The 26,500-nt window shown below is 69.0% G+C and carries 26 protein-coding genes; 14 read left to right on the top strand and 12 right to left on the bottom strand.

Annotated elements, in window-relative coordinates; genetic code table 11:
* Positions 1–81: 81 nt before the first annotated feature.
* The 3 genes from RN51_RS12670 to RN51_RS12680 all read right to left on the bottom strand — a co-directional run bounded on the left by RN51_RS12670 (position 82) and on the right by RN51_RS12680 (position 2,212).
* Complete coding sequence (locus tag RN51_RS12670; protein ID WP_045264425.1) at positions 82–369, bottom strand: hypothetical protein; 288 nt, start codon at positions 367–369, stop codon at positions 82–84.
* A 62-nt stretch (positions 370–431) separates the two neighbouring features.
* Positions 432–1,766: an MFS transporter gene (locus tag RN51_RS12675; protein ID WP_045264426.1), complete on the bottom strand. Its 1,335-nt coding sequence runs from the start codon at positions 1,764–1,766 to the stop codon at positions 432–434.
* Positions 1,767–1,771: 5 nt separating this feature from the next.
* Positions 1,772–2,212: a MarR family winged helix-turn-helix transcriptional regulator gene (locus tag RN51_RS12680; protein ID WP_045264427.1), complete on the bottom strand. Its 441-nt coding sequence runs from the start codon at positions 2,210–2,212 to the stop codon at positions 1,772–1,774.
* 59 nt (positions 2,213–2,271) lie between these two features.
* On the opposite strand from RN51_RS12680, the gene RN51_RS12685 reads away from it, so the two are divergent.
* The 5 genes from RN51_RS12685 to RN51_RS12705 all read left to right on the top strand — a co-directional run bounded on the left by RN51_RS12685 (position 2,272) and on the right by RN51_RS12705 (position 6,984).
* Positions 2,272–3,009, top strand: a complete 738-nt coding sequence (locus RN51_RS12685; protein ID WP_045264428.1) for a copper homeostasis protein CutC — start codon at positions 2,272–2,274, stop codon at positions 3,007–3,009.
* A gap of 35 nt (positions 3,010–3,044) precedes the next feature.
* Positions 3,045–3,896, top strand: coding sequence for an alpha/beta fold hydrolase (locus RN51_RS12690; RefSeq protein ID WP_045264429.1), 852 nt, complete (start codon positions 3,045–3,047; stop codon positions 3,894–3,896).
* A 303-nt stretch (positions 3,897–4,199) separates the two neighbouring features.
* Positions 4,200–4,937, top strand: a complete 738-nt coding sequence (locus RN51_RS12695; RefSeq protein ID WP_045264430.1) for a DUF1684 domain-containing protein — start codon at positions 4,200–4,202, stop codon at positions 4,935–4,937.
* Positions 4,938–4,975: 38 nt separating this feature from the next.
* On the top strand, positions 4,976–6,025 hold the full coding sequence (locus RN51_RS12700; RefSeq protein WP_045264431.1) for a lipoate--protein ligase family protein: 1,050 nt from the start codon (positions 4,976–4,978) through the stop codon (positions 6,023–6,025).
* Complete coding sequence (locus RN51_RS12705; RefSeq protein WP_045264432.1) at positions 6,004–6,984, top strand: DNA-methyltransferase; 981 nt, start codon at positions 6,004–6,006, stop codon at positions 6,982–6,984. The genes RN51_RS12700 and RN51_RS12705 overlap by 22 nt, the downstream gene beginning before the upstream one ends.
* Positions 6,985–7,017: 33 nt before the next feature.
* Here the strand turns inward: RN51_RS12705 and RN51_RS12710 are convergent, their stop codons facing one another.
* The gene (locus RN51_RS12710) at positions 7,018–7,587 is read right to left on the bottom strand and encodes a TetR/AcrR family transcriptional regulator (protein WP_082066584.1); all 570 of its coding nucleotides are present in this window, start codon (positions 7,585–7,587) and stop codon (positions 7,018–7,020) included.
* A gap of 166 nt (positions 7,588–7,753) precedes the next feature.
* Here RN51_RS12710 and RN51_RS12715 point away from each other — a divergent pair, with 166 nt between their 5' ends.
* A complete protein-coding gene (locus tag RN51_RS12715) occupies positions 7,754–9,061 on the top strand; it encodes an MFS transporter (RefSeq protein ID WP_045264434.1) in 1,308 nt (435 codons plus the stop codon).
* A gap of 29 nt (positions 9,062–9,090) precedes the next feature.
* Entirely contained in the window at positions 9,091–10,599 is a 1,509-nt protein-coding gene (locus RN51_RS12720) for a carboxylesterase/lipase family protein (protein ID WP_045264713.1), read from the top strand.
* A 78-nt stretch (positions 10,600–10,677) separates the two neighbouring features.
* Here the strand turns inward: RN51_RS12720 and RN51_RS12725 are convergent, their stop codons facing one another.
* The 4 genes from RN51_RS12725 to RN51_RS12740 all read right to left on the bottom strand — a co-directional run bounded on the left by RN51_RS12725 (position 10,678) and on the right by RN51_RS12740 (position 13,686).
* Positions 10,678–11,154 (bottom strand): DUF3237 domain-containing protein, encoded by a 477-nt coding sequence (locus RN51_RS12725; RefSeq protein ID WP_045264435.1) that lies wholly within the window; start codon positions 11,152–11,154, stop codon positions 10,678–10,680.
* Complete coding sequence (locus tag RN51_RS12730) at positions 11,151–11,669, bottom strand: MarR family winged helix-turn-helix transcriptional regulator (protein ID WP_045264436.1); 519 nt, start codon at positions 11,667–11,669, stop codon at positions 11,151–11,153. The genes RN51_RS12725 and RN51_RS12730 overlap by 4 nt, the downstream gene beginning before the upstream one ends.
* A complete protein-coding gene (locus RN51_RS12735) occupies positions 11,666–12,910 on the bottom strand; it encodes a flavin-dependent oxidoreductase (protein WP_045264437.1) in 1,245 nt (414 codons plus the stop codon). The genes RN51_RS12730 and RN51_RS12735 overlap by 4 nt, the downstream gene beginning before the upstream one ends.
* Before the next feature lie 80 nt (positions 12,911–12,990).
* Positions 12,991–13,686, bottom strand: a complete 696-nt coding sequence (locus RN51_RS12740; protein WP_045264438.1) for a TetR/AcrR family transcriptional regulator — start codon at positions 13,684–13,686, stop codon at positions 12,991–12,993.
* A gap of 127 nt (positions 13,687–13,813) precedes the next feature.
* On the opposite strand from RN51_RS12740, the gene RN51_RS12745 reads away from it, so the two are divergent.
* From RN51_RS12745 to RN51_RS12765, 5 genes are all read left to right on the top strand, one after another.
* Entirely contained in the window at positions 13,814–15,514 is a 1,701-nt protein-coding gene (locus RN51_RS12745; protein WP_045264439.1) for an amidohydrolase, read from the top strand.
* Positions 15,514–17,193 (top strand): ABC transporter substrate-binding protein, encoded by a 1,680-nt coding sequence (locus RN51_RS12750; RefSeq protein ID WP_045264440.1) that lies wholly within the window; start codon positions 15,514–15,516, stop codon positions 17,191–17,193. The genes RN51_RS12745 and RN51_RS12750 overlap by 1 nt, the downstream gene beginning before the upstream one ends.
* A 103-nt stretch (positions 17,194–17,296) precedes the next feature.
* A complete protein-coding gene (locus tag RN51_RS12755) occupies positions 17,297–18,253 on the top strand; it encodes an ABC transporter permease (protein WP_045264441.1) in 957 nt (318 codons plus the stop codon).
* Entirely contained in the window at positions 18,250–19,116 is an 867-nt protein-coding gene (locus RN51_RS12760; protein ID WP_045264442.1) for an ABC transporter permease, read from the top strand. Before RN51_RS12755 ends, RN51_RS12760 begins: the two co-directional genes overlap by 4 nt.
* Complete coding sequence (locus tag RN51_RS12765) at positions 19,113–20,747, top strand: dipeptide ABC transporter ATP-binding protein (protein ID WP_045264443.1); 1,635 nt, start codon at positions 19,113–19,115, stop codon at positions 20,745–20,747. Before RN51_RS12760 ends, RN51_RS12765 begins: the two co-directional genes overlap by 4 nt.
* 22 nt (positions 20,748–20,769) lie before the next feature.
* On the opposite strand, the gene RN51_RS12770 is transcribed toward RN51_RS12765, so the two are convergent.
* The 3 genes from RN51_RS12770 to RN51_RS12780 are packed head-to-tail and all read right to left on the bottom strand — an operon-like array spanning position 20,770 to position 23,014.
* Positions 20,770–21,117 (bottom strand): cupin domain-containing protein, encoded by a 348-nt coding sequence (locus RN51_RS12770; RefSeq protein WP_045264444.1) that lies wholly within the window; start codon positions 21,115–21,117, stop codon positions 20,770–20,772.
* Positions 21,114–22,517 carry an NAD(P)/FAD-dependent oxidoreductase gene (locus tag RN51_RS12775; protein ID WP_045264445.1) on the bottom strand — a complete coding sequence of 468 codons (1,404 nt, stop codon included), beginning with the start codon at positions 22,515–22,517 and terminating at the stop codon, positions 21,114–21,116. Before RN51_RS12775 ends, RN51_RS12770 begins: the two co-directional genes overlap by 4 nt.
* Before the next feature lie 29 nt (positions 22,518–22,546).
* Complete coding sequence (locus RN51_RS12780; RefSeq protein WP_045264446.1) at positions 22,547–23,014, bottom strand: Lrp/AsnC family transcriptional regulator; 468 nt, start codon at positions 23,012–23,014, stop codon at positions 22,547–22,549.
* 99 nt (positions 23,015–23,113) lie between these two features.
* On the opposite strand from RN51_RS12780, the gene RN51_RS12785 reads away from it, so the two are divergent.
* Entirely contained in the window at positions 23,114–24,565 is a 1,452-nt protein-coding gene (locus RN51_RS12785; RefSeq protein ID WP_045264447.1) for a gamma-aminobutyraldehyde dehydrogenase, read from the top strand.
* An 89-nt stretch (positions 24,566–24,654) separates the two neighbouring features.
* Positions 24,655–25,890 (top strand): low temperature requirement protein A, encoded by a 1,236-nt coding sequence (locus tag RN51_RS12790; RefSeq protein ID WP_052674715.1) that lies wholly within the window; start codon positions 24,655–24,657, stop codon positions 25,888–25,890.
* A 42-nt stretch (positions 25,891–25,932) separates the two neighbouring features.
* Here the strand turns inward: RN51_RS12790 and RN51_RS12795 are convergent, their stop codons facing one another.
* The gene (locus RN51_RS12795) at positions 25,933–26,457 is read right to left on the bottom strand and encodes a GNAT family N-acetyltransferase (protein WP_045264448.1); all 525 of its coding nucleotides are present in this window, start codon (positions 26,455–26,457) and stop codon (positions 25,933–25,935) included.
* Between the last annotated feature and the right edge of the window lie 43 nt (positions 26,458–26,500).

Consider the following 26,500-nt stretch of genomic DNA (forward strand, 5'->3'; position numbering starts at 1 on the left):
CCATCGGCACACCGAGAGCGCCGCAGGAACGGCCGTCGCCGGGGAGGCGACGGCCGTCGGCGACGCTGCTGTCGTCGTCGCTCAGGCCGGTGGGGAATCCGGGTCGAGCGTCTTGAGGGTGTCCTCTTCGGCGGCGTTGTCGGCGTCGAGCTGATCCTCGGTGTTCTCGTCGCCGCCGAGGGCCGCACGATGGCCCTGGCCGGCGTCGCCCTGGATGGCTCCTCCGGTGGACTCGCCGCGCGAGGCGTCGCCCTGGATGGCCCCGCCGGTGCCGTCGCCCTGGCCGGAGTCCTCGTCCGGTGCTCCGACTCCGGGCGCGCCCTCTGCCGGGTCCTGCGGGTGGGGGGTGCGTTCCGTGTTCTCGTCCATGCGACGACGCTACGTCGGGGGCGGTCCGTCGCAGAGGGCGTTGACAAACACGCCGAGGAGGGTCATTCGTCGGGGTCGCGCCTCTTCGCGGCGCGGATCGGCGTGGTGACGGCGGCCTCATCGCTGAACTCGATCGGATCGACCTCGATCACACGGAGCGGGCGGGTCTCGTCGAGCGTCAGCAGGAACCGGCGGTTCTCGTCGCGTCGCAGGCGCCCGGACGTCGCCACCCAGATCACGCCGATCGCACAGGCGACGAATCCGGCCGTGCCGCCGAGCATGATCGCAGCGCGCGGCCCGAACGTGTCGGCGACCCACCCCGCGATCGGAGCCCCCACCGGGGTCGAGCCCATGATCACCGCCATGTACAGCGCGAGCACGCGGCCTCGCAGTGCGGGGTCGGTCGTGATCTGCACGTAGCCGTTGGCGGTGGTGAGCAGCGTCACGATCATGAAGCCGGTGAACGTCAGGGTCACGGCGTACGACGCGTAGCTGGGCATCACGGACGACACGAAGGCGGCGATCCCGAACCCGCCGGCCGCCAGGATCACCACGCGCACGCGGGCCCGGTCTCGACGCGCGGCCAGCAGGGCGCCGATCAGCGAGCCGATGGCCAGCACCGAGCTGAGCACGCCGTACCCGTCGGCTCCCGCCCCGAACTCGAGTGCCATGGTCGAGGCGAAGATCGGGAAGTTCATGCCGAACGCGCCGATCAGGAACACCGTGACGAACACGACCTTCAGGTCACTGCGTCCCCACACGTAGCGGAATCCTGCAGCGAGGCCACCGCGGCTGCGGTTCTTCAGCCGAGGCGCGAGCAGGCTGCGCCGCATCAGCATGAGCGCGAGGAGCATCGCCAGGAAGGTCGCCGCGTTCACGATGAACACCCAGCCCGAGCCGATCGCCACGATCAGCAGGCCTCCGACGGCCGGACCCACCATCCGTGCGAGGTTGAACGACGCCGAGTTGAGGGCCACCGCGTTCGAGGTGTCGCCGGAGGAGACCATGTCCGAGACGAACGCCTGCCTCGCCGGGGCGTCGAAGGCGTTCACGATGCCGAATCCGAGGGCGAACCCGAACATCATCGGCAGCGTCATGAGGTCGTTGAGCAGCAGCACACCGACCGCGATGGCCAGGGCCAGCAGTGCCGACTGGGTGGCGAACAGGATATGCCGGCGGTCGAAGCGGTCGGCCACCCACCCGGTCATGCTCACGAGCACGAGGGGAGGCCCGAACTGCAGGGCCATGGTGACGCCCATCGCCGTGGCGTCGTTGTCGGTGAGCTCGGTGAGCACCACCCAGTCTTGCGCGGTGGCCTGCATCCACCCGCCGACGTTGGAGATCAGGGCGCCCGCGAACCAGATCCGATAGTTGATGTTCGCGAACGAGCGGAACATGGCGCTCATCGTTCGACCACCCGCCGCATCAGGGCGCTGGCTTCGCGCAGTGTGGTCAGCTCGGCCTCGGTGTAGTCGACCTCGCGCAGCATGTCGGCCAGCAGCTCGTCGCGACGGCGGATGGTCTCGACCACGATCTCGGTACCGGCCGGGGTGATGTCGACCTGCACGCGTCGTCGGTCGTCCTCGTCGGGGGTGCGCACGACGAAGCCCAGCTCTTCGAGGCCGTTGATCGTGCTCGTCATCGATGGCGCGGTCACACGTTCGCGCTCGGCGAGCGTCGAGACCGTGCGACGCCCGTTCATGCGCAGGTCGGCGAGCACTGCCAGCTGCGCATCGCTCATCGAGTCGGCGGCGCGCACGCAACGGAGGCGGCGGGCCAGCCGGAAGGTGGCCAGGCGAAGGTCTGTGGCGGTGAGGTGGAGGGATTCATCAGACGCAGACATTACTTAGATAGCCTATCTAATTTTCCGGATGGGGGCTCGGCAGCGGGCACAATGGACGGGTGACCCGAACCCTCGCCCTGGAAATCGCCGTGCAGGATCCCGCCGGAGTGCGCATCGCGAAGGAGGTCGGCGCCGCACGCGTCGAGCTCGCAACGGCCCTCGCCCTCGGTGGACTGACTCCGTCGTCCGCGACACTCGAGCTCGCCGTCGAGGCGTCCGGCGCGGATGGCCCCGAGGTGCACGTGCTGATCCGCCCCCGCGCAGGCGGCTTCCACTACGACGATGACGAACTCGCCGTGGCCGAGCTCGACGTGCGCCGCGCGATCGCCGCCGGTGCCGCGGGCGTCGTCATCGGCGCCCTCGACGCCGAGGGTCGCCTCGACCTGTTCGCCATGGCGCGCCTTCGCGATGCGGCAGGCGGCGCCCCCGCGACGCTGCACCGAGCGATCGATGTGACGGCCGACCCGGTCGCGACGCTGCAGAGCGCCCGCGAGCTGGGTCTGCGTCGGGTGCTCACCTCCGGAGGGGCCTCGGCCGCGATCGACGGCATCGACACCCTGCGCGCGCTCGTCGCAGCGGCCGAGGGTGAGATCGAGATCATGGCGGGCAGCGGTGTCGACGTGACCAGTGCTCCTGTGCTCGCGGCGGCCGGAGTGGATGCCATCCACTTCTCCGCGAAGCGCGCCGTGACCGAAGACGGCGGGGTGCGGATGGGCTCCGCCTCCGACGGGGTCGGCGGCTACGAGGTCACCGATCGAGACACCGCCTTCGCGATCCGCGACGCCCTCGCGCGGTAGCCGCCTCTTCCGGTGATGGGTAGGCTCGCACCGTGATGGATACCCGCGAGTTCACCGATGCCTATGGTGTCGACATCGTCTACGACGTCCATCCCGCCGAGGGAACCCCACGCGGTGTGGTGCAGCTGTTGCACGGCGTCGGAGAGCATGCGGGGAGGTACGGGGCGCTGATCACCGCGCTCACGGCTGCCGGATTCCACGTCTACGCCGACGACCACCGCGGTCATGGCCGCACCGGCATCCGCCAGCACGGCGGCCCGGAGAAGCTCGGCCGTCTGGGCAAGGGCGGACTGCGTGCGGCTGTGGAAGCCGTCTGGCAGCTGACGGGCATCATCCGCGAGGAGAACCCCGATCTGCCGCTCGTGCTGCTCGGGCACTCGTGGGGATCGTTCCTCGCACAGATGCTCGTCAACGAGCACCCCGATGCGTGGGACGCGGTGATCCTGTCCGGCTCGGCACTGCGCATGCCGGGCTCGCTGAACGCCGCTCCGCTGAATGCGCGCTGGGCGGGTGAGGGTGCGACCGGGCTGGAATGGCTCAGCCGCGACCCCGCCGTGTGGGCCGCGTTCGACGAGGATCCGCTGACCACCGACGTGCCGCTGCTCAAGCTGTTCGGCCCGATCGAGGCGGCGAAGCTCTACGGTCGTCCGGCCAAGGACAGGGGGCATGACATCCCGATGCTCCTGCTGGTCGGGCGAGATGATCCGGTGGGCGGACCGCGCAGCGTGCACAAGCTCGCCGACGAATACCGCAACCGTTCGGGTCTCACCGACGTCACCACGCTCGTCTACCCCGACGCGCGCCACGAGATCTTCGCGGAGCTGCAGCAGGACGAGGTGCGCGCCGACGTGCTCGCCTGGCTCGACACGCACATCCCCGCTCGCTGAGCTCCCGGCTCACCTGCTCGCTGAGCTCCCGGCTCCTCCGCCGAAACCCATGCTCTTCGCCGAGACCCACTGTGGCGACCGCTGGCCACAGTGGGTCTCGGCGGTGAGCGTGGGTCTGGGGGCGAGGATGTGGGGGCGAGATGTTCCCGCGAGGTGCGGATGTGACGCGGCATGACGCGCGGTGAAGGCGTGTGACACGGGCGTCCCGCGCGCTGCGGGGTCACCGTAGATTCGGGGCAATGTTCCGCGCATGAGCGTGGGGTGGCCCGAACAGCGGCACCCCGCACGGGAGGGAGCGCTCCGATGAGCTTCGTGAAGGACTGGCAGGACTGGCACGCGTCCCGCGAGCGGTATGCAGGCTCGGAGTACGGTCCGTCGGCGCTCGAGTCGACGAACTGGCTCATCACGGAGGCGGCGGCGGTCGAGGGGATCCCCGGACTCTGGGCGCTCACCGGCGACGGCGGCATCCGCGGCAGCGAACTCGGGCAGGCGGGCTCCACCGTCACGCTGCGGGGCACGGAGAGCATCCGGTTCGGGCGCCGTGAACTGCGCGTGTTCGAACGCCACGGCACGATCGCGTTGCGGGTGTTGAATCCGGCGCGTCCGCAGCGCGAGTGGTTCACCGCGATCGACGCCTATGCCCCCGACGAGCGCTGGCGCCTGCCGGCGGTCCTCGAGGAGACCCCGGGTGAGCGGATCGTGATCACGTCGGTCGACGGCGACGCGCGGGAGACCCCCGTCGCCGGGCGACTGCGCTTCGAGCTGGCAGGGGCACCGCAGACGCTCACCGTGACCAGGAGCAGCCAGGGCGCACTGAGCGCCGTATTCGCCGACGGGACGAACGGGCTCGAGACCTACCGCTTCCGGTTCCTGCCGGTCGATGAACCCGCCGCGGACGGCACGGCCGTGATCGACTTCAACCGCGCCTATCTGCCGCCGTGTGCATTCTCCGATCAGTTCGTATGCCCGCTCCCACCCGCAGGCAACCGCTACTCGACGCCGATCCGCGCGGGTGAGCGCGTCGTCGTGCTCGGAGGCTGACCCGCCGGAGCAGGGGCCGCGCGCCTTAAGCTGTAACCGTGCACGGTGAATACAAGGTCCCAGGTGGAAAGCTCGTCGTCGTCGACCTCGAGGTCGAGGGCGACCGGATCTCCCGCTTCCGGCTCGCCGGGGACTTCTTCCTCGAGCCGGACTCGGCGTTGGACGACATCAACGCCGCGGTCGACGGTCTGCCCGTGGAGTCGGACGCGAGCACGATCGCCGCGGCCGTCCGTGCCGCGCTGCCCGAGGGGGCACAGCTGCTCGGCTTCACGCCCGAGGCGGTCGGCACGGCGGTGCGTCGTGCTCTCGTGACCGCCCCCGGGTGGCGCGACTTCGACTGGGAGATCGTGCACGAGAAGGCTGCGTCGCCGCGCATGAATCTCGCGCTCGACGAGGTGCTCACCTCCCGCGTGGGTGAGGGGCGTCGCCGTCCCACCCTGCGCATCTGGGAGTGGAACGAGTCGGCCGTCGTGATCGGATCGTTCCAGTCCTACCGCAACGAGGTCGACCCCGAGGGCGCTGCGAAGCACGGATTCGACGTCGTTCGGCGCATCTCCGGCGGCGGGGCGATGCTCATGGCCGCAGGGCAGATCATCACCTACTCGCTGTACGTGCCGGCTTCGCTCGTGGCGGGGATGACCTTCGCCGACTCCTACGCCTTCCTCGACGACTGGGTGCTGCAGGCGCTCCGTTCGCTCGGTATCGACGCGGTCTACCAGCCGCTCAACGACATCGCGAGCCCCACCGGCAAGATCGGCGGGGCCGCTCAGAAGCGGCTTGCGAACGGGGGAGTGCTCCACCACGCGACCCTGTCGTACGACATCGACGGTCAGGTGATGACCGAGGTGCTGCGCATCGGCCGCGAGAAGCTCAGCGACAAGGGCACCGCCTCTGCCGCCAAGCGCGTTGACCCGCTGCGCAGCCAGACCGGCCTCGAGCGGGCCGAGATCATCGAACGGTTCAAGGACACCTTCCGCTCGCTGACCGACGCCGAGACCGGATCGATCTCGGCCGACGAGTACGCCGACGCCGAGGCGCTCGTCGAGTCGAAGTTCGCCACCGAGGCATGGCTGCATCGGGTGCCGTGACGGCGCCGGTCATCCTGCCGGGCGCGGTGACCATCGTCGAGGGTGACAACCTCGCCGTCGCCGCGACCCTGCCTTCCGGTTCGTTCACGCTCGTCTACCTGGACCCGCCGTTCAACACCGGCCGCACGCGCGAGCGACAGGTGGTCACCGCTCATCGCAGGCCCACGACTCAGGACGAAGACCCCGAACCGGGCACTCCGGCCCTTGAGGCGGGCGACACGGCGCCGGTACTCCTGAGTTCCGGACAGGCGGCGGCCGAGACCGACCTCGCGGTGGAGGTGCGGCACGGCTTCCACGGCCACGCCTACGAGCGGGTGCGCGGGATGCTGCGCGCCTACGACGACCGTTTCGACGACTACGGCTCCTTCCTGATGCCACGGCTCGAAGAGGCATGGCGGCTGCTCGCCGACGACGGGACCCTGTACCTCCACCTCGACTATCGGGAGGCGCACTACGCGAAGGTCATGCTCGACGCGGTGTTCGGCCGGGACTGCTTCCTCAACGAGCTGATCTGGGCGTACGACTACGGCGCCAAGTCGCGCAGTCGCTGGCCCACCAAGCACGACACGATCCTGGTGTATGTGAAGAACCCGCGAGGGTACGTGTTCAACTCCGACGAGGTCGACCGCGAGCCCTACATGGCCCCTGGGCTCGTCACCGCCGAGAAGGCGGCACGCGGCAAGCTGCCGACCGACGTGTGGTGGCACACGATCGTGCCCACCACCGGTCGGGAGAAGACCGGCTATCCCACGCAGAAGCCCGAGGGGATCCTGCGGCGCATCGTCACGGCGTCGAGTCGTCCTGGCGACCGTGTGCTCGACCTCTTCGCGGGCAGTGGGACGACGGGGGCGGTGGCCTCGGCGCTCGGACGCGACGCCGTGCTGGTCGACGACAACCCCGAGGCCGTCAGGATCATGAAGACGCGGATGCCGCACGCCGAGGTGACATCGCCTCGCTGAACCACACCCGGCCGGAGTAGCCGCGACCGCTCGTCAGGAGGGGCGGAGCAGCACGAGGAACCGCTCGATCTCCGCGGCCATGTCGAGCGAGGGGTCGAGCATCCACGCAGCCTGCAGCCCATCGGCCAAGGCATGCAGGGTGCGGACGACCCATGCCGGGTCGAGGTCGGCGCGGATCCGCCCCTGTTCCTGGTCGATGACGAGCTGAGCGCGGGTGAAGGTCTCGATGCGTTCGGTGCGCTCACGGAAGTAGGCGTGGGCGGGGTGGGCAGGATCTCCGGCTTCGGCGGCCAGCTGCGCGTAGAGCTGCACGAGACCGGGGACGGATGCGTTGTGACGGATGACCGCGAGGAACGCGGCCGAGGCGTCTTCGCCGGCGTACTGCTGCTCGTCGCGGTCGTCTCTGGCGCGGAGGATCGCGACGAACAGCTCCTCCTTGCTGCCGAAGTAGTGCAGCAGGCCCGCCGGGCTGAGTCCGGCGGCGTCCGCGATCTCCCGGACCGACGCCTTGCGGTAACCGTGCTCGGCCACGACGGCGAGCGCGGCCTCGAGGATCTCCTCGCGCTTGGCCACGCCCTTCGCGTATGCCCCCCGTGTAGCCATCGCTCCAGGGTAACCGTCACGGTCGGATCACAAAAACCAAACAACGTTCGTGAAACGCTTGCGCGGAGAGTCGACGATCTGTCAACATGTCCGACGAATACCAAACACTGTTTGGTATTGACCCGATCACGCTCAACGAATCGATCACGCTCAACGAGGAGCCGACATGTCCGTGTCCCCGCTCGACCCCGCCGCTGAAATCGCCCCGACCGGCAGCATCCGCGCCGTTCCGCCCGCCGCGGGGGAACCGGCGGCGAGCCCGCCCGCGAATCGGCGGCTGCTGCCCAGTCTGCTGATCGCCTCGCTGACCCTGTTCGCCACGTACGGCGGACTCATCGCCATCCTGCTGCCCAGCCAGGTGCTGATGATCGACGAGGCGAACAAGGTCGGCAACCTCGCTGTCGTGACCACGATCTCCTTCGTCTTCACGCTGTTCGCGCAGCCGATCGTCGGGGCGTTGAGCGATCGCACGCGCTCGCGGTTCGGACGGCGAGTGCCGTGGATGGTGCTCGGCGCGATCGTCGGCGGCATCTTCCTGTTCGGCATGGGCTCGTTGAACGACATCCTCTGGATCACGGTGTTCTGGGTCATCATCCAGGTGGCGCTGAACTTCTTCCAGGCTCCGCTGACGGCCATCACCGCCGACAGGTTCCCGCGATCGAAGCGCGGCGGCGCGAGCGCGATGATCGGTATCGGCACGCAGGTCGGCATGACGGTGGGCATCATGCTCGCCGGCGCCTTCGCCGCGCGGATCGGCATCGGCTACGCGGCGTTCGGTGGTGCGGTGATCGTGGCGGCACTGCTGTTCGCCGTGGTGAACCGAGACTGGTCGTCGAGGCACGCCGCGGTGGACCCGTTCCGATGGGGCGCCTTCTTCCGGGGCTTCTGGATCGATCCGCGCCGTCACCCCGACTTCGCCTGGGCGTTCGGGGCGCGGTTCCTGCTGATCCTCGGCTACTTCGTCGTCAGCTCGTACCAGCTGTACATGCTCACGGACTACATCGGGCTGCCCCTGGCGGAGGCCCAGGGCGCCGTCGTCACGCTCACCCTCGTGGCCTTCATCCCAACCCTGGTCGCCATCGGTCTCTCCGGGTGGTGGAGCGACCGGGTCGGTCGCCGCAAGGTGTTCATCTATGCCGCGTCCGTCGTGATGGTGGCGGGGCTGGCGATGCCGCTGCTGCAGCCGAACATGACGGGCATGATCCTGATGAGCATCATCAACGGTGTCGGGTTCGGGCTGTACATGTCGGTGGACGCCGCGCTCATGACCGAGGTCCTGCCGAACGAGGGCGTCTCCGCGGGAAAGGACCTCGGCATCCTGAACGTGGCGACCAACGTTCCGCAGGCCCTGAGCCCCGCGATCGGCGGCGTCATCATCACGGCGCTCGGAGGCTACGCGATGCTGTTCGTCTTCGCGATCGTGTTCGTGATCCTCGCCGCCGCGGCGACCGCGCCGATCAGAGGAGTGCGCTGATGACCGGGAACGACCGGGAGAATACTGTCATGACCGATACCGATTCCGAGACGACCGCCGACTTCGTCGAGGTGGCCACGGCCGCGGGACGAGTGCGTGGCCGCTGGCGTCCGACCACGGGAGGGCGGGGCAATCCCCGATCGGCGGCTTTCCTCGGCATCCCGTTCGCCGAAGCACCGGTCGGTGCACTGCGCTTCCAGGCACCCGTGCCGAAGGCGCCATGGGAGGGCGTGCGCGATGCGCTCGAGTTCGCGGCGACCGCGCAGCGCGGAGACCCCGGCGTCACGCTCATCCCCGAGCCGAGCATCGAGGGTGACGCCACGCTCAACGTGAACGTGTTCACCCCGAACCCGAGCCGAGCGGAGCAGGGGAGTGGGCTCCCGGTACTCGTGTGGATCCACGGTGGCGGCTACTTCGCGGGCTCGCCTGCCAGCCCCTGGTACGACGGGCGCAACTTCAACCGCGACGGCGTCGTCACGGTCTCGCTCTCCTACCGGCTGGGCTTCGACGGCTTCGGCTGGATCGAGGATGCGCCCTCGAACCGTGGTGTGCGCGACTGGCTGCTCGCCCTCGAATGGGTGCAGCAGAACATCGCGGAGTTCGGCGGGGATCCCTCGCGCGTCACGATCGCCGGACAGTCCGCGGGCGGAGGCGCGGTGCTCACCCTGCTCGGCATGGAGCAGGCGCAGCACCTGTTCCACGGGGTCTATGCGATCTCGGGCGCGCTCGCCGATGTGAGCGCCGCACGGTCGGAGGCCTTCGGGCGTGCGCTCGCCGCGGCGGCAGGGGTCGAGCCGACCGTGGCAGGGTTCTCGTCGCTGCGCGAAGAGCGCATCCTCGAACTGCAGAAGAAGGCCACGGAGCTCGGGCCCTCTTCCGTGGGCAGCGTGATCGACGAGGGGCTCCCGCTCGGTCCGACGGTCGACGGCGATCTGCTGCCGCGCTCCACGCGCGAGGCTCTGCGGGCCGGCGTCGGCGCGGACAAGCCGCTGGTCCTCGGGGCGACGGACGACGAGTTCACGATGGTCCTCTCCGGGGCCGAGAAGAAACTGCGCTGGGTGCCGAGGTCGCTCCTGCTGAACAAGCTGGGACTGCCGAAAGCCGTGCGGAGGGAGTACCTCGCGGCGAACGCCGACATCGCGGGTCTCGGCAAAGCGCGCCTGGGCGGGCGCCTGCTGACCGACCGGATGTTCCGGACGGCGCTGCTGAACGTGCTCGCCGACCGCGGCTCGGCACCCACCTGGCTGTACCGGTTCTCCTGGCCATCAGGGCACTTCGGCTTCGCCGAGCACTGCCTCGATGTGCCGTTCTTCTTCGACTGCCTCGACGGCCCTGCCATGGAGCCGCTCGCCGGACCGAACCCTCCGCAGGAGCTGGCCGACGAGGTGCACGGAGCGGCCGTCGCGTTCATCGAGGGAGGGGACCCCGGGTGGCCGCGCCATCGGGGTGCCGCGGGCATCGCCCGGGTCTACGACGTACCCACGCGCGACGTCCCCGACGCCTACGCGTCCGTGCGTCCGCTGCTGCGAGCGACCTGACCCGGGTTCGAATCGCGCGAATGGTTCCATTCCCTGGAGGGATGGAACCATTCGCGCGATTCGAAAGCGTCCGCGGGATCAGCTGACGCGATAGGCGCGGTAGTGCACGGCGTTGCTGCGTCGCTGGGCGGCCGCGACGAAGAGCTGTCGCTGGAGGTCGACGAGGGAGGGCGCCGCCGTCTCGATCGTGACCGTCGTGCGGAAGTAATAGGCGGTGGGATCCACATCCGCTCCCCGTCCGAGCAGCTCGAGCACGGGTGCCGAGCCCGCGCGCACCCCCTTCGCATGCAGCAGGAGCAGGTCACCGGACGCGGTGCGCGCGGAGTAGCGGCCGTCGATCTCGATCGTGCCGTCGGGGCGGACGAGCTGCCAATCGGCTCCGCCGCGGAGGATCTCGGCCTCGACGATGCCGGTGATGCACCCGCCGAGGATCGGGACGACCCGGCGATGGCCGGTGCTGGTGATGCCGTGATCCTCCAGCGGGCCGAGATCGACCGAGACGTCGAAGGCGGACTCGAGCGCGGGAACGGGAAGGTGATCGTGAAAGGTGGTCATGTGGCGTCCGAAGGGGTCGAGGAGGAGTGCTCTCGAGGCGCCGTGAGCACGGCGCACAGACGTTCGAGGGCGGGAAGCGCCGCGTCGAGGGCCGCACGGTCCCTGTCGTCGAGCTCGCGGCTCGCCCGTGCGACCACGGCCGAGTGCACGGCGTCGAATCGGTCGAACAGCCCCAGGGCCCGTGCCGAGGCGCGCACCACGACGCGGCGACCGTCCGAGGGGTCGAGGTCGCGCTCGATCAGGCCCTCCGTCTGCATGGTGCCGAGCAGGTTGCTCACGGTCGGCCGGCTCAGGCGCAGCTGAGCGGCGATGTCAGCCGGACCCCGACTCGTACCGCGGGGCAGCGTACGCAGCACGTCGATCTGTGCTTCGGCGAGTTCGGGAAGCCCGGCTTCCGCCCGTGTCGCCGCCAGCAGCGTCCGCCGCAGCGGCGAGATCACGGCGGCGAGACGCGCGGCATCGAAACCGGTGTCGAGCCCGCTGGCGCGTACCTGCGCGGAGTCGGACGCGGTCATGCGCGCACGCTCAGCGACGGGCGCTCGTTCAGCGCTTCTGGCAGGAAGCCGGCAGCGGTCTTGTAGTCGGCGGCGATGCGTTCGCGCTCCTCGAGGGGGATCACATCGTCGATGTCGTCGAAGCCCTCCGGTGCCCGTTCCGCGGCGAGCTGCATCACCCGCTCGGGTCCGGTGGCCCTGGTGCCCGCGAGCAGAGCCGTCATCGCGGGGCGGCGTGCCTCCTCGTAGCGGGTGAGTGCCTGCTCCACGGTATCGGCCGTCGCCAGGTGGAATGCCAGCGTGCGCGCGTCGATGATGGCCTGGGAACCCCCGTTCGAGCCGTTGGGATACATCGCGTGCGCGGCGTCTCCGAGGAGGGTCGTACCTCCGAACGACCATCGCGGCAGCGGATCACGGTCGACCATCGGGTACTCGAGGATCTCGTCCGCTGCATCGATCGCGACGGGGATGTCGAGCCAGTCGAACGTCCAACCACGGAACATCTCGGCGATCGGCGAAGGATCGACCGCACGGTTCCAGTCGGCGTCGCCGGACCCCGGCATACGCCGCTCGGCGATGAAGTTCACCTGCATCCGTCCATCCGGCGACGGCTCCGCGAGCGGGTACGCCACGAACTTCTGGTCGCCGTCGCCGGCCATGATCATGGTGCGCCCGTCGAGGAATGCCGGAATGCGCGTCACTCCTCGCCAGAGCGTCAGCCCGCTCCAGGGCGGGGACCCTTCGTCGGGGTACCGGAGGGCGCGCGATGCGGAGTGGATGCCGTCCGCGCCGACGATCACGTCGGCCGTGACCTCGTGGTCGCCGTCTGCCGTCGCGAAGCGTGCCGTCTCGGTGCCGTCGGCGTTCGAGGCGATCCCGATGAGGCGATGACCGAGGCGGATCGGCTCGACCAGGCGTTCTTCGACGAGGTCGCGCAACGTGAGCTGCAGGCGGCCTCGGTGCACCGAAAGCTGCGGCCAGCGGTACCCGGCGGCCAGTCCCCGGGGCTCACTCCAGATCGGCTGGCCGCGGCGGGTGAAGTAGCTGAGCGTGGTGGGGGCGACACCGAGCGCGGCAATGTCGTCGGCGACGCCGAGCTCGCTCAGCTCCCGCAGCGCATGGGGGAGCAGGTTGATGCCCACCCCGAGGCCGCGGATGCGACTGCTGCGTTCATAGACGGTGATGTCGCGGAATCCGGCGTCGTGCAGACTGAGGGCTGCGGCGAGTCCGCCTATGCCCGCGCCGATGATGATGATCTTCATCGATCTCTCCCTCGCGCCGCGTCGTCGGCGGCGAGGAGTAGTTTTGCAACAAAACTATCTGGAGCGCAAGAGCTCGACGCTCAGTGGCGCTCGGCCGTGCGCGCAGCGGCGTCGATGATCACATCCACCCCGAGCAGGAACAGCTCGCGGTCCTGCAGCTCGGCGAGCCGCACGCTGTTCTCGGCGATCAGCGGGAACTGTCGGGGGTCTGCCAGCAGAGGCGCATCGATCCATGGGCTGTCGCCGGCGTCGACGTCGCGGTCGGCGCGTGCGCGGGCGATGCCGGCTGCGCCGGAGAGCACGTGGGAGGCGAGCAGGGCGTAGTGACGCACGAGGTCCTGCCCGCGCAGGCCGGCGCGGTGGAAGGCATCGAGCATGAGTTCGATGGCGGCGAGCTCTCCGGGTCCGTGGGTCGTGAGGGTGGTCGCTTCCGCGCCGATCGCCGGGTATCGGGTGAACAACTCCAGCGTGGACTCGGCCAGCATGCGCAGGCGTCCTCGCCAGTCGTCGAGGGGAAGATCGACCGCCGCAGCGGCCTCGCCGTTGAGTTCGTCGAGCAGTGCGCCCATCAGTGCGTCCTTGCTCGCGAAGTGGCGGTAGATCGCTGTGGGGTCCGCGCCGAGACGGGTGCCGAGGTCGCGCACCGAGAGGGAGGACGTGCCGGTGGCGGCGAGTTCCTTCCCGGCCTCGATGATCATCGCGGTGTCCAGCCGCACGCGGGTGGGGGCCTTGCTGTTCGCCATCGTCTCTCCGGTCTTCTCGCTCCATCGTGCCATGAGCGGACGCGATCGCTGATAGCAGGATAGAAGTTCACCACACATGTGACAACAGTGTTGACATGAATGATGACGCCGGATAGCTTTATCGCCATCCCGCAACTTCGACGACGAAGAAAGGCGCACGATGGCGCGCGAACTGATCTTCCACGGTGGTCCCGTGTTCACCGGCAGCGGTGCTCCGCTCGAGCAGCACGCCGTGATCGTGCGCGAGGGGCGCATCGCCGCTGTCGTGCCCGAACACGAGCTGGACGACGCCGCCTCCGACGACGCGCAGCGGATCGATCTGGGGGGAGCACTGCTCAGCCCGGGGTTCCAGGACGCGCACATCCACCCGGTGGGCGGCGGCATCGAGCTTCTCCAGTGCAACCTGTCGGAGTCCACGAGCGCCGCCGATGCGGCCCGGCTGGTGCGAGCGTACGCCGACGCGAACCCGCAGGAGGAGTGGATCCTCGGCGGGGGATGGAGCATGGACCACTTCCCCGGAGGGAACCCGCCCCGCGACCTTCTCGACGAGGCAGCGGGTGGCCGTCCTGTACTGCTGCAGAGCAGGGATCATCACAGCACCTGGGCGAGCACCGCGGCGATCGAGAGAGCGGGCATCACCGCTGACACCCCGGACCCGGCCGACGGGCGCATCGTCCGCGAAGCCGACGGCTTCCCGGCGGGTACCTTCCATGAGGGAGCGGGTGACCTGTTCGCTCACGTGCGCCCCACGACCTCCGACGAGCTCGCCTACCAGGGCCTGCTCCGTGCCCAGCAGGAACTCATCGCCCTCGGGATCACCGGCTGGCAGGACGCGATGGTCGCCGCGAACGTGGCCGGGATCTCCGACCCGCTCGCCGCCTATGAACGCGCGCTCCAGGAGGGGACGCTCGCCGTGCACGTGGTCGGAGCCCAGTGGTGGGTGCGCGACGGTGGCATCGAGCAGGTCGAGCGGATGGTCGAGCGGCGTGAACGGGCTGCGGAGTCGCGACCGGACCGTCGACTCGACCTCGGGACGACCAAGATCATGGTCGACGGTGTCGCCGAGAACCAGACCGCCGCGATGCTCACCCCCTACCGTGACGAGACCGGACACGACACCTGCAACCACGGGCTCAGCTTCATCGAGCCGGCGAAGCTGCGCGACTACGTGGTCGCCCTCGACGCCGCGGGCCAGCAGGTGCACATGCACGCCCTCGGCGACCGGGCAGTGCGCGAGGCGCTGGACGCTCTCGACGTCGCGCACGAGGCCAACGGTGCCACGGATGGCCGGCATCACCTCGCACACCTTCAGATCGTGGCGGAAGCCGACATCCCGCGGTTCGCCGACCTCGGGGCGATCGCCAACCTGCAGGCACTCTGGGCCACCCACGAGGATCAGCTCGACGAGCTCACCCTGCCGTTCCTGCAGGAGGGGCAGGAGGCGCGGCAGTATCCGTTCGGCGACTTCGCCCGCGCTGGTGTGCGCTTCGCCGCAGGTAGCGACTGGCCGGTGTCGAGTGCCGACCCGATCGCCGCCATCCACATCGCGGTCAACAGGGCGTACCCGGGATCCACCCGCGAACCGCTCGGCGGACACCACCAGCGCCTCGATCTCGAGACCGCGCTCGCCGCGTACACATCGGGCAGCGCCTACGTGAATCGGCGCGATGACGACACCGGCAGGATCCGAGAGGGATACCTCGCCAACCTCGTCGTGCTCGACCCGAACCCGTTCGACGTGGATGAGGCCGACATCCATCGCACGCGGGTCACCTCGACCTGGATCGAGGGGAAGCCGGTCTACACCGCGGCGGCCGCCTCCCGTGCCGCTCATCCCGCCCCCACCCGTAAGGAGTCCTGATGCACCGCTCGCTCCGTTCCCGCACCATCGTCCATCCCCGCACCAGCGTCCGCACCGGCGCCGTCCTGATCACCGGCATCGCGACCGTCGCCGCGCTCGCGGCGTGCAGCCCCGCGGGCTCGACCGGCGGTGGCGGCGACGGGGCATCGATCGACTGGTCCATCACCGAGAAGACGGCTGCGCCCCGTGGCGACATCGACTCGTTCACGTTCGCGAGCTACGCCGAGCCCTATTCCCTCGACTACGCGTACGCCTTCGACTACGCCGACAACCAGGTGCTCGCCAACGTGTGCGAGTCGCTGCTGCGGCTGAACCCCGACTTCTCGCTCACCCCCGCGCTGGCCGAGTCCTTCGAGCATCCGACTCCGGAGACGTGGGTGTACAACATCCGGCAGGGCGTGACGTTCCACGACGGCACGCCGTTGACGGCGGCCGACGTCGTGGCCTCGATGTCGCGGCACCTCGATCCCGCGGTCGGCTCGTCGTGGTTCTCGGTGTATCAGAACGTGGTCGACATCGCGCAGACCGGCGATAGTCAGGTGACCGTGACGATGTCGGGTCCCGACTCGCAGTTCAACCTCTCGATGGGCGGATCCGCGGGAGTGGTCGAGTCAGCGGCGACGCTCGCCGAGAAGGGAGCCGATTACGGCAACTCGACCGGCGGTGTGAACTGCACCGGTCCGTTCTCGTTCACGGGGTGGGAATCGGGGGAGTCGATCACCCTGACCCGCTACGACGACTACTGGGACGACGCGTTGAGGGCGCGCTCCGGCGAGGTGAAGTTCGTCTTCATGGGCGATGCGACCGCGCGGGTCAACGCGTTGAAGTCGGGCAGCGTCGACGGCGGCTGGATGATCCCGCTCGAGGCCGTGCCGCAGCTGGAGGCGTCGGGCAAGGGTGATGCGCTGTTCGGACCGTCGACCGCGGTCGGCAACGTCGTGATCAGCGACCTCGAAGGCCCGCTCGGCGACCTGCGGGTGCGCAAAGCACTGCTGCTCGCGATGGACCGCGAAGGCATGCTGCAGGCGGCCGTGCGCGGGATCGGCGAGGTCACAGACGTGTTCACGACCGAGACGGTGTGGCGCGAGGCCTCCGACGATGCACGCACTGCGGCCTTCGACGACATCACGCACTACGACCGGAATCTGGAGGACGCGAAGAAGCTCATCGCCGAGGCGGGTGCGGAGGGTGCCGAGCTGACGTATGTGACCGCGCCGATCGGCAACGACTTCGCCGTCATCTCGCAGGCCGTCGCCGCGGCCGCCCAGTCCATCGGGTTGAAGGTCGACATCCAGTCGGTGAGTCCAGCGGCGTACACGGCGCTGTTCTCCGACCCCAGTGCCAGGGAAGGAGTCGACCTCTTCTACACGAGCTGGTACCTCTCCAGTCCCGACGCGCTGGAGATGTACTCGGTGCTGCGCACGGGCGAGTTCAGCAACTACGGCGGATGGAGCGACCCGGAGTTCGACGAGGTCGTGAACCAGGCGATCGCCACGGACGACCCGGCGGCGCGGAGCGAGCTGACGGCGAAGGCGCAGCAGATCGCGAACGCCGAGCTGCCCTGGCTTCCGCTCTACACCGGACCCCTGTCCGTGTTCCAAGGCGAGCGCATCACCGGCGTCTCCCCGTCGATGGCGTTCCTGTACTACCCGTGGGCCGCAGAGATCGGCGCCCGCTGACCGTGGCTGACCGCTCGAATCGCGCACATGGTCCTCTCTCGGCTTCGGATGCAGCCATGTGCGCGATTCGAACGGCGATCACACCCCCGAAGGAGGCCACCCGATGAGTGCCGCACGACGCGTCGCCGGGAAGCTCGGCGGTCTGCTGCTGACGCTGTTCCTGGCGTCGCTGCTCGTCTTCTTCTCGCGGTTCCTGGTGCCGGGAGATCCTGTGAGCTTCCTGCTCCGCGGGCGCAAGCCCAGCGCGGAGGCGGTCGCGCAGGTGACCGCCCAGTACGGGCTCGACAAGCCTCCGTGGGAGCAGTACCTGCGGTGGATCGGGGGCGTGCTCCAGGGTGACTTCGGTCGGTCGCTGCAGTTCCGCCAGGATGTGAGCGTCGTCCTGGGGGAGCGGCTGCCCCTCACGCTGATGCTCGTCGTCATGGCCGGCACGATCATCGCGGTCGTCGGTCTGGTGTTCGGTGCCGTCGCGGCGCTCAACCGCGGCCGGATGCTCGACCGGGTCGTGCTGATCGGCCTCACGGTGCTCGGAGCCATTCCCTCGTTCGTCGGGTCCATCGTGCTGATCGCCGTGTTCTCTGTGCAGCTCGGATGGTTCCCGTCGTTCGGATCGGGCGACGGCTTCGTCGACATGCTCTACCACCTGGTGCTGCCGTCCATCGCGCTGGCCATCGTGTTCATCGTGCTGGTCGGGAAGGTGACGCGCTCGGCGATGGTCGAGCAGCTCGGGCGCGAGCATGTCGAGGTGTCGATCAGTCGCGGCGTGAAGCGGACGGTCGTCGTGCGTCGGCATGTGCTGCGCAACGCGCTCGGTCCGATCCTCACCGTCAGCGGCGTGTTGGTGGCCGGTCTCATCGTCGCGAGCTCGATCGTCGAGGCCGCCTTCGGTCTCGCCGGCGTCGGCTCGCTGCTCGTGCAATCCGTGGACCGACTGGACTTCCCGGTCGTCCAGGCGATCGTGCTGCTCGTGGTGACGGCCTTCGTCGCCATCAACGCGGTCGTCGACATCCTCGAACCCTGGATCGATCCCCGATCCGCTGCCGGAGCTGGTGCCCGATGACGACCCCGACCCCCACGCTGGCCGTCCGCGTGCTGCGTGCACCGCGGATCCCCCGCCCACCCTTCCTGTTCGCCCTGAGTGCCATCGTGCTGGCTGTCGTGACGCTCGCTGCGATCTTCGCGCCGTGGATCGCGCCGTACGATCCCGACGCCGTGGACTTCGCGGCCTTCTACGCCCCGCCCTCCGCCGCGCACTGGCTGGGCACCGACTCGCTGGGTCGCGACACCCTGAGCCGCATCATCTGGGGCGGCCGCACGGCGCTGATCGGCCCGCTGGCCGTGGTGATCTTCTCCACCGTGCTGGGCATCCTCCTCGGGTTGCTCGCGGGGTGGCGGGGCGGCTGGATCGATGCGGTGCTCGGCCGCGTGTTCGACGTGCTGTTCGCCTTCCCGTCGCTGCTGATCGCGATCATGGCGGTCGCACTGTTCGGCAAAGGTCTCCTCGCTCCCGTCATCGCGATGAGCATCGCCTACGCGCCGTTCGTCGCCCGGCTGACCCGGTCGCTCGTGGCGGCCGAGCGCACCCGTCCCTATGTCTCCGCTTACCGCGTGCAGGGCTTCGGTGGAGCATGGATCGCCCTGCGGCGGGTGCTGCCGAACGTGACACCGATCGTCGGGGCTCAGTCGACGCTCAACTTCGGCTACGTGCTGGCCGAACTCGCCGGGCTGTCCTTCCTCGGCCTCGGTGTGCAGCCCCCGACGGCCGACTGGGGCGCCATGATCAACGAGGCGCAGTCGGGCATCGCCTCTGGGCAGTTCCTCCCGGCGATCGCCCCGGCCGTCGTCGTGGTCATCGTCGTGGTGGCCGTGAACATCATCGGAGAGGAACTGTCCGACCGCATCGGAGGAGAGGTTTCCGCATGACTTCGCACACCCGGCGGGCGGTCGATGCGCCGCTGCTCGACATCCGCGACCTCACCCTCGACCTCCCGAACGGGCGCCGGCTGCTGCACGGCATCACGCTCAGGGTCGCGGCGGGGGAGACAGTGGGGCTGGTCGGCGAGTCGGGTTCCGGCAAGTCGCTGACCGCCCGCTCCGTGCTCGGCCTGTTGCCTGACCGGGCTGTGGTGGGAGGGGCGGTCGAGGTCGAGGGGACATCACCCCTCCGGGCGGGGCAGCAGCGTCAGGAGATCCGCCGCCACAGGGCCTCGATGGTCTTCCAGGATCCACGGGCCGGTATCAACCCGATGCGCACGATCGGCGATCACGTCACCGAAGCGCTCCGCCTGTGCGAGGGGTGGTCGAAGCAGGCCGCGCGAGCGCGCGCCGTCGATCTCCTGACATCGGTGCGGCTGCCCGCCCCGGAGGATCACCTCGGTCAGCACCCGCATGAGCTCTCGGGAGGCATGCTGCAGCGCGTCATGATCGCGGGAGCCCTGAGCGCCTCGCCGCGGCTGCTGGTGTGCGACGAGCCGACGACCGCGCTCGACGTCACCACGCAGGCCGAGATCGTGCAGGTGCTGCGAGACCTCTGCGCGCAGACCGGCATGGGCATGCTGTTCATCACCCACGACCTCAACCTCGCCGGCTCGCTGTGCGATCGGCTCGTGGTCATGAAGGACGGTGCCGTGGTGGAAGAGGGGCCCGCCCCTGCCGTGCTCAGGGAGCCGGCCGCCGAGTACACGCGTCGGCTGGTGGCGGCGACGCCGCGCATCACGGGCGGCGCTGTCGCGGACCGCAATGTCGCCGGCGGTACTGTCGCGGGTGGTGCGACCGGAGTCGATGTCCAGCTCTCCGTGTCCGGAGTCGGGAAGACCTACCATCGGCGGGGGAGGGCACCGGTCGTCGCGGTCTCCGATGCGTCGCTGGTCATCCCACGCGGAGGATCGCTCGCCGTCGTGGGGGAATCGGGGTCGGGCAAGTCGACCCTCGCGCGCATGATCGTGGGGCTCGAGGAGCCGGACGCGGGTGAGATCCGCATCGACGATCGCGCGCTGTCCGCTCCACGCTCCCGTGCCGAGCGGCTGGAGCGCGCGAAGAGCGTGCAGATGGTGTTCCAGGACCCGTATCTGTCTCTGGACCCTCGGATTCCCGCCGGACGTGCGATCGAAGACGTGCTGAAGCTGCACACCGGCAGGACCGGGACGGCGGCCGCGGCCAGAGCGCTCGAGCTGCTCACCGCGGTGGGGCTGCGTGAGGAGCACCTCACCGCCCGGCCGCGCACGCTCTCCGGCGGCCAGCGGCAGCGGGTCGCGATCGCTCGTGCGCTCGCGGTCGAACCGCAGCTGTTGGTCATGGACGAGGCGACGAGCGCACTCGACGTGTCGGTGCAGGCACAGGTGCTCGATCTCGTCGCCGGCATCCGACGAGATCAGGGCCTCACGCTGCTCTTCATCAGTCACGACCTCGCCGTCGTGCGCAAGGTCTGCGCCGAGACCATCGTGATGCGGCGCGGTGAGATCGTCGAGGCGGGTCCGACCGAGCAGCTGCTCGTCGATCCCCGGCACCCTTACACGCGGCTGCTCATCGACTCCGTTCCGGTCCCGGCCGCCTGACCCGCCGAAAGCGTCCGCCGGGTCAGGCGATGTAGATCTTGCGGAGGGTCTCGGTGACGGTCCAGGTCGTGCGCATGCCCTCGGCGAGACGCACGACAGAGCCGGGCCCGACCTCCAGATCGGGCAGTCCGGACGAGGCGAAGGCGATCGTGGCGCGGCCTGACAGCACCACGAACACTTCGTCGGACTCGGTGTCTGTCGCGGTGCCCGGTGTCATCTCCCAGACACCGATCTCGGTGCCGCCCAGTGTCGCAAGCTCGCGGACAGCGGCCGTCGGAGCGCCGGCGAGCACCTCCGCGGCGGGAAGCGGCTCATGGTCGAGGGGCAGGGAGTTGACATCCACCGCACTCCCCGCGGCGAGGCCGTTCACGAGTCGAAGCCCATGCCCACGGCGTCGAGCGCCTTGAGGAACAGGTTCCGTCTGCCCTGGTTGTGGTCGGCCTGGTTCATGGCCGCGCGCACGAGATTGACCCCGATCGATGCTGCGGGTTCCGGCGGGAACGGGATGGGCTTCTCGCGCACCATCCGCAGCTCGGTGCGCTCGGTCTGCTCGCCGGACAGCTTGTCGAGCATGACGTCGGCGGCGAATCGTGCCGCGCCCACGCCCAGGCCCGTGAAGCCGGTCGCGTAGGCCACGCGTCCCTTGCGGGCAGTGCCGAAGAACGCGCAGAAGCGGCTCGACGAGTCGATGGCTCCCGCCCAGCGGTGAGTGAAGCGCAGACCCTCCAGTTGCGGGAAGGTCGTGAAGAAGTGGGAGGCGAGCTTGCGGTGGCTCTCGATGCGGTCCTCGTACTCCGGGCGCACCTTGCCGCCGAAGTGGTAGATCGCGTCGTAGCCGCCGAACAGGATGCGGTTGTCCCCGGTGAGCCGGTAGTAGTGGAACTGGTTGGCGCTGTCTGCGAGGCCCTGACGGTTCGACCAGCCGATGGATGCCAACTGCTCGGGCGTGAGCGGCTCGGTCATCAGCACGTAGTCGTACACCGGCACGGTCATCAGGCGGTTGCGCTTGAGGAGCGAGGGGAAGACGTTGGTGCCGAGAGCCACGGCGTCCGCGACCACGCGGCCGTTCGGGGTGACCAGGGTGATCGGACCGGATCCGTCGCCCTCGATCGCGCGGACGATGCTGTGCTCGTAGATCTCGACACCGAGCTCTGCGGCCACCCGTGCCAGCTCGACGCCGAGCTTGGCGGGGTGCACCATGGCGCAGCCGTCGCGATCCCAGTCCCCGGCGAGGAAGGTCTCCGAGTGCACCTCGGCCTGCACGGCTTCGCGATCGAGGAAGCCGGGCTCTTCGCGGTACCAGTCCACCTGATGCGGCTCGACGGCGACCGCCAGCTGCCCCGTGCGCTCGAACTCCGCGTCCATGCCGTACCGCTCGACCGTCTCGCCGATCGCGTCGAGGTTCGCATGGCCCAGCTCCTCGAGCCGGTCGATCTCCTCCGGCCATCGGTTGACGCCGTTCTCATGGCCGTGCGTCAGGCTCGACTCGCAGAATCCGCCGTTGCGACCGGAGGCGGCCCAGGCGATGCGCGACGCTTCGAGCAGGACGACGCGGCGCTCGGGGTCACGCTCCTTGGCGCGCACCGCGGTCCACAGTCCGGCGTATCCTCCGCCGACGATGGCGAGGTCGGCACGGACAGTGCCGTTCAGCGGCGGGTGCGTCGGCCGCTCGACGTCGTCGAGCCAGAACACCCGCAGGTCGGTGTCGCGCAGCGAGGCATCGATGACGCTCGCGGAAGGCCGTTGGCGTTCGAAGACGGTGGTGCCCATCGTTCTCTCCGTTTCGTCGGAGGCGCGCCTCAGCGCGTGCCCCAGTTGTAGAGGTCTTTGTACAGACCGGCGTAGAGCAGGCTCTCGGTGTGCGTGATACCGGGGATGGTGCGGATGCGAGTGGCGATGAGCTCGATGAGGTGCTCGTCGTTCTCGCACACCGCCTCGACGAGGATGTCAAAGGTGCCGAGTGTCACGACCACGTAGGCCAGCTCCGGGATCGTGGTGAGCTCCTGCGCGATCTCGCGGGGGTTCCCGGAGACCCGGATGCCGATCATCGACATGCGGTGGAAGCCGAGCTGCATCGGATCGGTGACGGCCACGATCTGGATGATGCCCGCCTCGGTCATGCGCTGCACGCGCTGACGCGCGGCGGCTTCGCTCAGTCCGACCTCCCGGGCGATCTCGGCGTAGGGGCGGCGGCCGTCCTCCTGCAGCAGTTCGACGATGCGCTTCGAGATGTCATCAAGGGCAGGCTGGGAGTGCTTCGCGCTCATGTGTCGATATTGTCAGTTGGGAACCGGCCATGCAACTGATTCAGTCGAATTTCTCGTAGGGATCTTCAGATTCCGTACCGATCTCGATAGCATGACGCCATGTCGACTCACCTTCTGAAGGATTCAGCACCGTTGCAGAACTTCATCGGCGGCCGGTACGTGCCCGCGAACGGCAGCGGTCGGATGACGCTTCTCGATCCTGTCACCGAAGACGCCTACGGGGAACTGCCGGTGTCGGATGCGAGCGACGTGGACGCCGCCTACGCTGCCGCGGCCGCCGCCTTCCCGGTCTGGCGCGACACCACGCCCGCCGAACGGCAGCTGGCGCTCTTCCGCATCGCCGACGAGATGGAATCGCGTGCCGAAGAGTTCGCCGACCTCGAATCGCAGGACACCGGCAAGCCGCGCGCCAGCCTGGTCGCCGACGAGATCATGCAGTCGGTCGACCAGCTGCGTTTCTTCGCCGGCGCCGCGCGCAGCCTCGAGGGCAGGGCCGCGGGCGAATACCTCGCCGGGCACACCTCGTTCGTGCGTCGCGAGCCGGTCGGTGTGATCGGTCAGGTGACCCCCTGGAACTATCCGCTGAACATGGCGGTGTGGAAGATCGCCCCCGCGCTCGCCGCCGGCAACACGGTGGTGCTGAAGCCGGCCGAGTCCACGCCGCTCACCACGTTGCTGCTCGCCGAGATCGTCGCTCTGCACACGCCGGCGGGCACCCTCAACGTGGTGCTCGGCGATCGCGACACCGGCGTCGCACTGGTGGAGCACCCCGCACCGCAGATGGTCGCGATCACCGGTTCGGTGCGGGCGGGCATGGCCGTCGCGCGCTCGGCGGCGAACGACGTCAAGCGGGTGCACCTCGAACTCGGCGGCAAGGCACCGGCGATCGTGTTCGCCGACGCATCGATCGAGAAGGCCGTCGAGGGCATCACCACCGGCGCCTTCTTCAACGGCGGGCAGGACTGCACCGCTGCGACCAGGGTGCTGGTGCACGCCTCACTCCACGATGAACTGGTCGCCGCGCTGGTCGCGAGGGCGAAGACGCACGCCCGCACCGGAGCACCGCATGAGGAGGGTGTGCTCTACGGGCCGCTGAGCAGTGCGGCCCAGCTCGCGCAGGTGCAGGGTTTCATCGACCGCCTGCCCGCCCACGCGACGATCGAGACCGGTGGACGCCGTCAGGGTGATCGCGGCTACTTCTGGGAGCCCACCATCATCTCGGGTGTGCATCAAGACGACGAGGTCGTGCAGGGTGAGATCTTCGGACCGGTCCTCACGGTGCAGGCCTTCACGGAGGATGCCGAGGCGCTGGAGATGGCCAATGACGTGCCGTACGCGCTCGCCGCCTCGGTGTGGACGACCGATCATGCGTGTGCGATGCGTTTCTCGCGCGACCTCGACTTCGGGTGCGTGTGGATCAACACGCACATCCCGTTCGTGTCGGACATGCCCCACGGCGGGTTCAAGCACTCCGGGTACGGCAAGGACCTCTCCCAGTACGGCTTCGACGACTACACCCGCATCAAGCACGTGATGAGTGCGCTCGACTAGGGTGGTCTCCGCGGTGGGGACCGTTCTGTTCGGCGACTCTGGGGGACTGTTTGTCGACGCCAACCTATTTCCGTCATGGCCTGCGCCCGATGAGAGGCCGTGACGCGGCCCAGGAACATCGCGCGGCCACACCGCTCGAGCTGCTGTTCGACCTGACGTTCGTCGCCGCGTTCGGGGTTGCTGCCAACCAGCTAGCATCCGCGATCGCGCACGGCGACCTCGCTGCCGGCATAGGCGGCTTCTGCTTCGCGATGGTCGCGATCGTGTGGGCGTGGATCAACTATTCGTGGTTCGCTTCGGCGTTCGACACCGACGACTGGCTGTTCCGCGTCCTGACCATGGTGCAGATGGCCGGTGTGGTCGTGCTGGCGATCGGGCTTCCGCCGATGTTCGAGTCGCTCGAGCGCGGGCAGCCGGTGGCGAACGAGGTGATGGTCGCCGGCTACGTCGTGATGAGGATCGCGGCGATCGCGCAGTGGTTGCGCGCCGCCCACGGCAACCCGCGGTATCTCACTGCCGCGAAGACCTACGCGCTGAGCATCGGCATCGCGCAGATCGGCTGGGTGACGCTGCTCTTCCTGCCGCTCGACCCGCTGGGGTTCCTCGTCGGCGCGATCCTCGTCTCGGCCATCGAATGGTCGGGTCCCGTCGTGGCCGAGCGCAAGGGACACCGCACCGGCGGCTCCACGCCGTGGCATCCGCACCACATCGCCGAGCGATACTCCCTGCTGGCGATCATCGCGCTCGGTGAGACCGTGTTCGGCACGCTCGCCGCGGCACAGGAGGTGACCGTCGCGGAGGGCTGGTCGTTCTCCTCGATCATGGTGATCGGCCTCGGCATCGTCATGGCCTTCGCGCTCTGGTGGGTCTACTTCCTCGTGCCGAGCGCGCCCATCCTCGCGGTTCGTCGTTCCAAGGCCTTCCTCTGGGGGTATGGACATGTGGTGCTGTTCGCGGCGATCGCCGCGGTGGGTGCGGGCCTGCACGTCATCGGCTACGTGTACGACGAGCACTATCACGTGAGCACCCTCACGGCGATCTCGTCCATCGCCGTGCCGGTGCTGGCGTTCATGGTCACCCTGTATCTGCTGCACGCGTGGTTGGTGTCCGAGTTCCCCAAGAACTCGCCGCTGCAGATCACCGTTCTCGTCTTGCCTGTTCTCGCGATCGTGCTGGCGGCCGTGGGGTCGCCCTTGTGGCTGTGCCTGCTCACCATCGTGATCTCGCCGATAGCGATCGTGCTGTCGTTCGAGCTCGGCGCTTGGCGGGCACTCGATGCCCAGTTGGATCGTGCGCTGGCTGCAGCGCGACCCTCGTCCGAGTGAGCCGCCGAGTGCGGTCGCTGGCTGTTCGCCTCGGCCCAGTGATCAGGGGCTGAGCAGCTTCACGCGACGGTGCTCACGCAGGGTGAGTCGGGGTCGTTCCTCGATCTTGATCGCGCCGTCCTCGTCCCAGCCGTGCCGTGCGTAGAAGGCGTCCGCGCGCTCGTTCCCGTCGAGCACCCACAGGTAGGCACGTTCGTATCCGGCCTCGGCGATCCGCTTCTCCGCGGACTCGAGCAGGGCGTGGCCGGCCCCGGTCGACCACGCGGCGGGGTCGGTGTAGATGCCGTAGACCTCACCGTCGGCGAGACCGTCGGGGTCGCGGCCGGAGCCGAGCGATGCCCAGCCGATGAGGTGATCGTCACGCACGGCGACGAGGGTTCCGAGGCCCGTGGGCAGAGGCTCTGCGATGATGCGCCGCCAGCCCTCGGCTCGCTCGTCGACGGAGAGCTCATCGAGCACGGACTGATCGATGAGCCCGCGATAGGCCGCCTGCCACGAACGGACGTGCACCTCGGCGATGCGGTCGGCATCGTCCGCGCGGGCGTCGCGGATCACCAGCGGGGTCATCCGATCAGCCTACGGTGATCGCCGCTGCAGATGCGGGGGACGG

The organism is Microbacterium oxydans (assembly GCF_000956405.1).
In the GTDB taxonomy this organism is placed as follows: domain Bacteria; phylum Actinomycetota; class Actinomycetes; order Actinomycetales; family Microbacteriaceae; genus Microbacterium; species Microbacterium oxydans_C.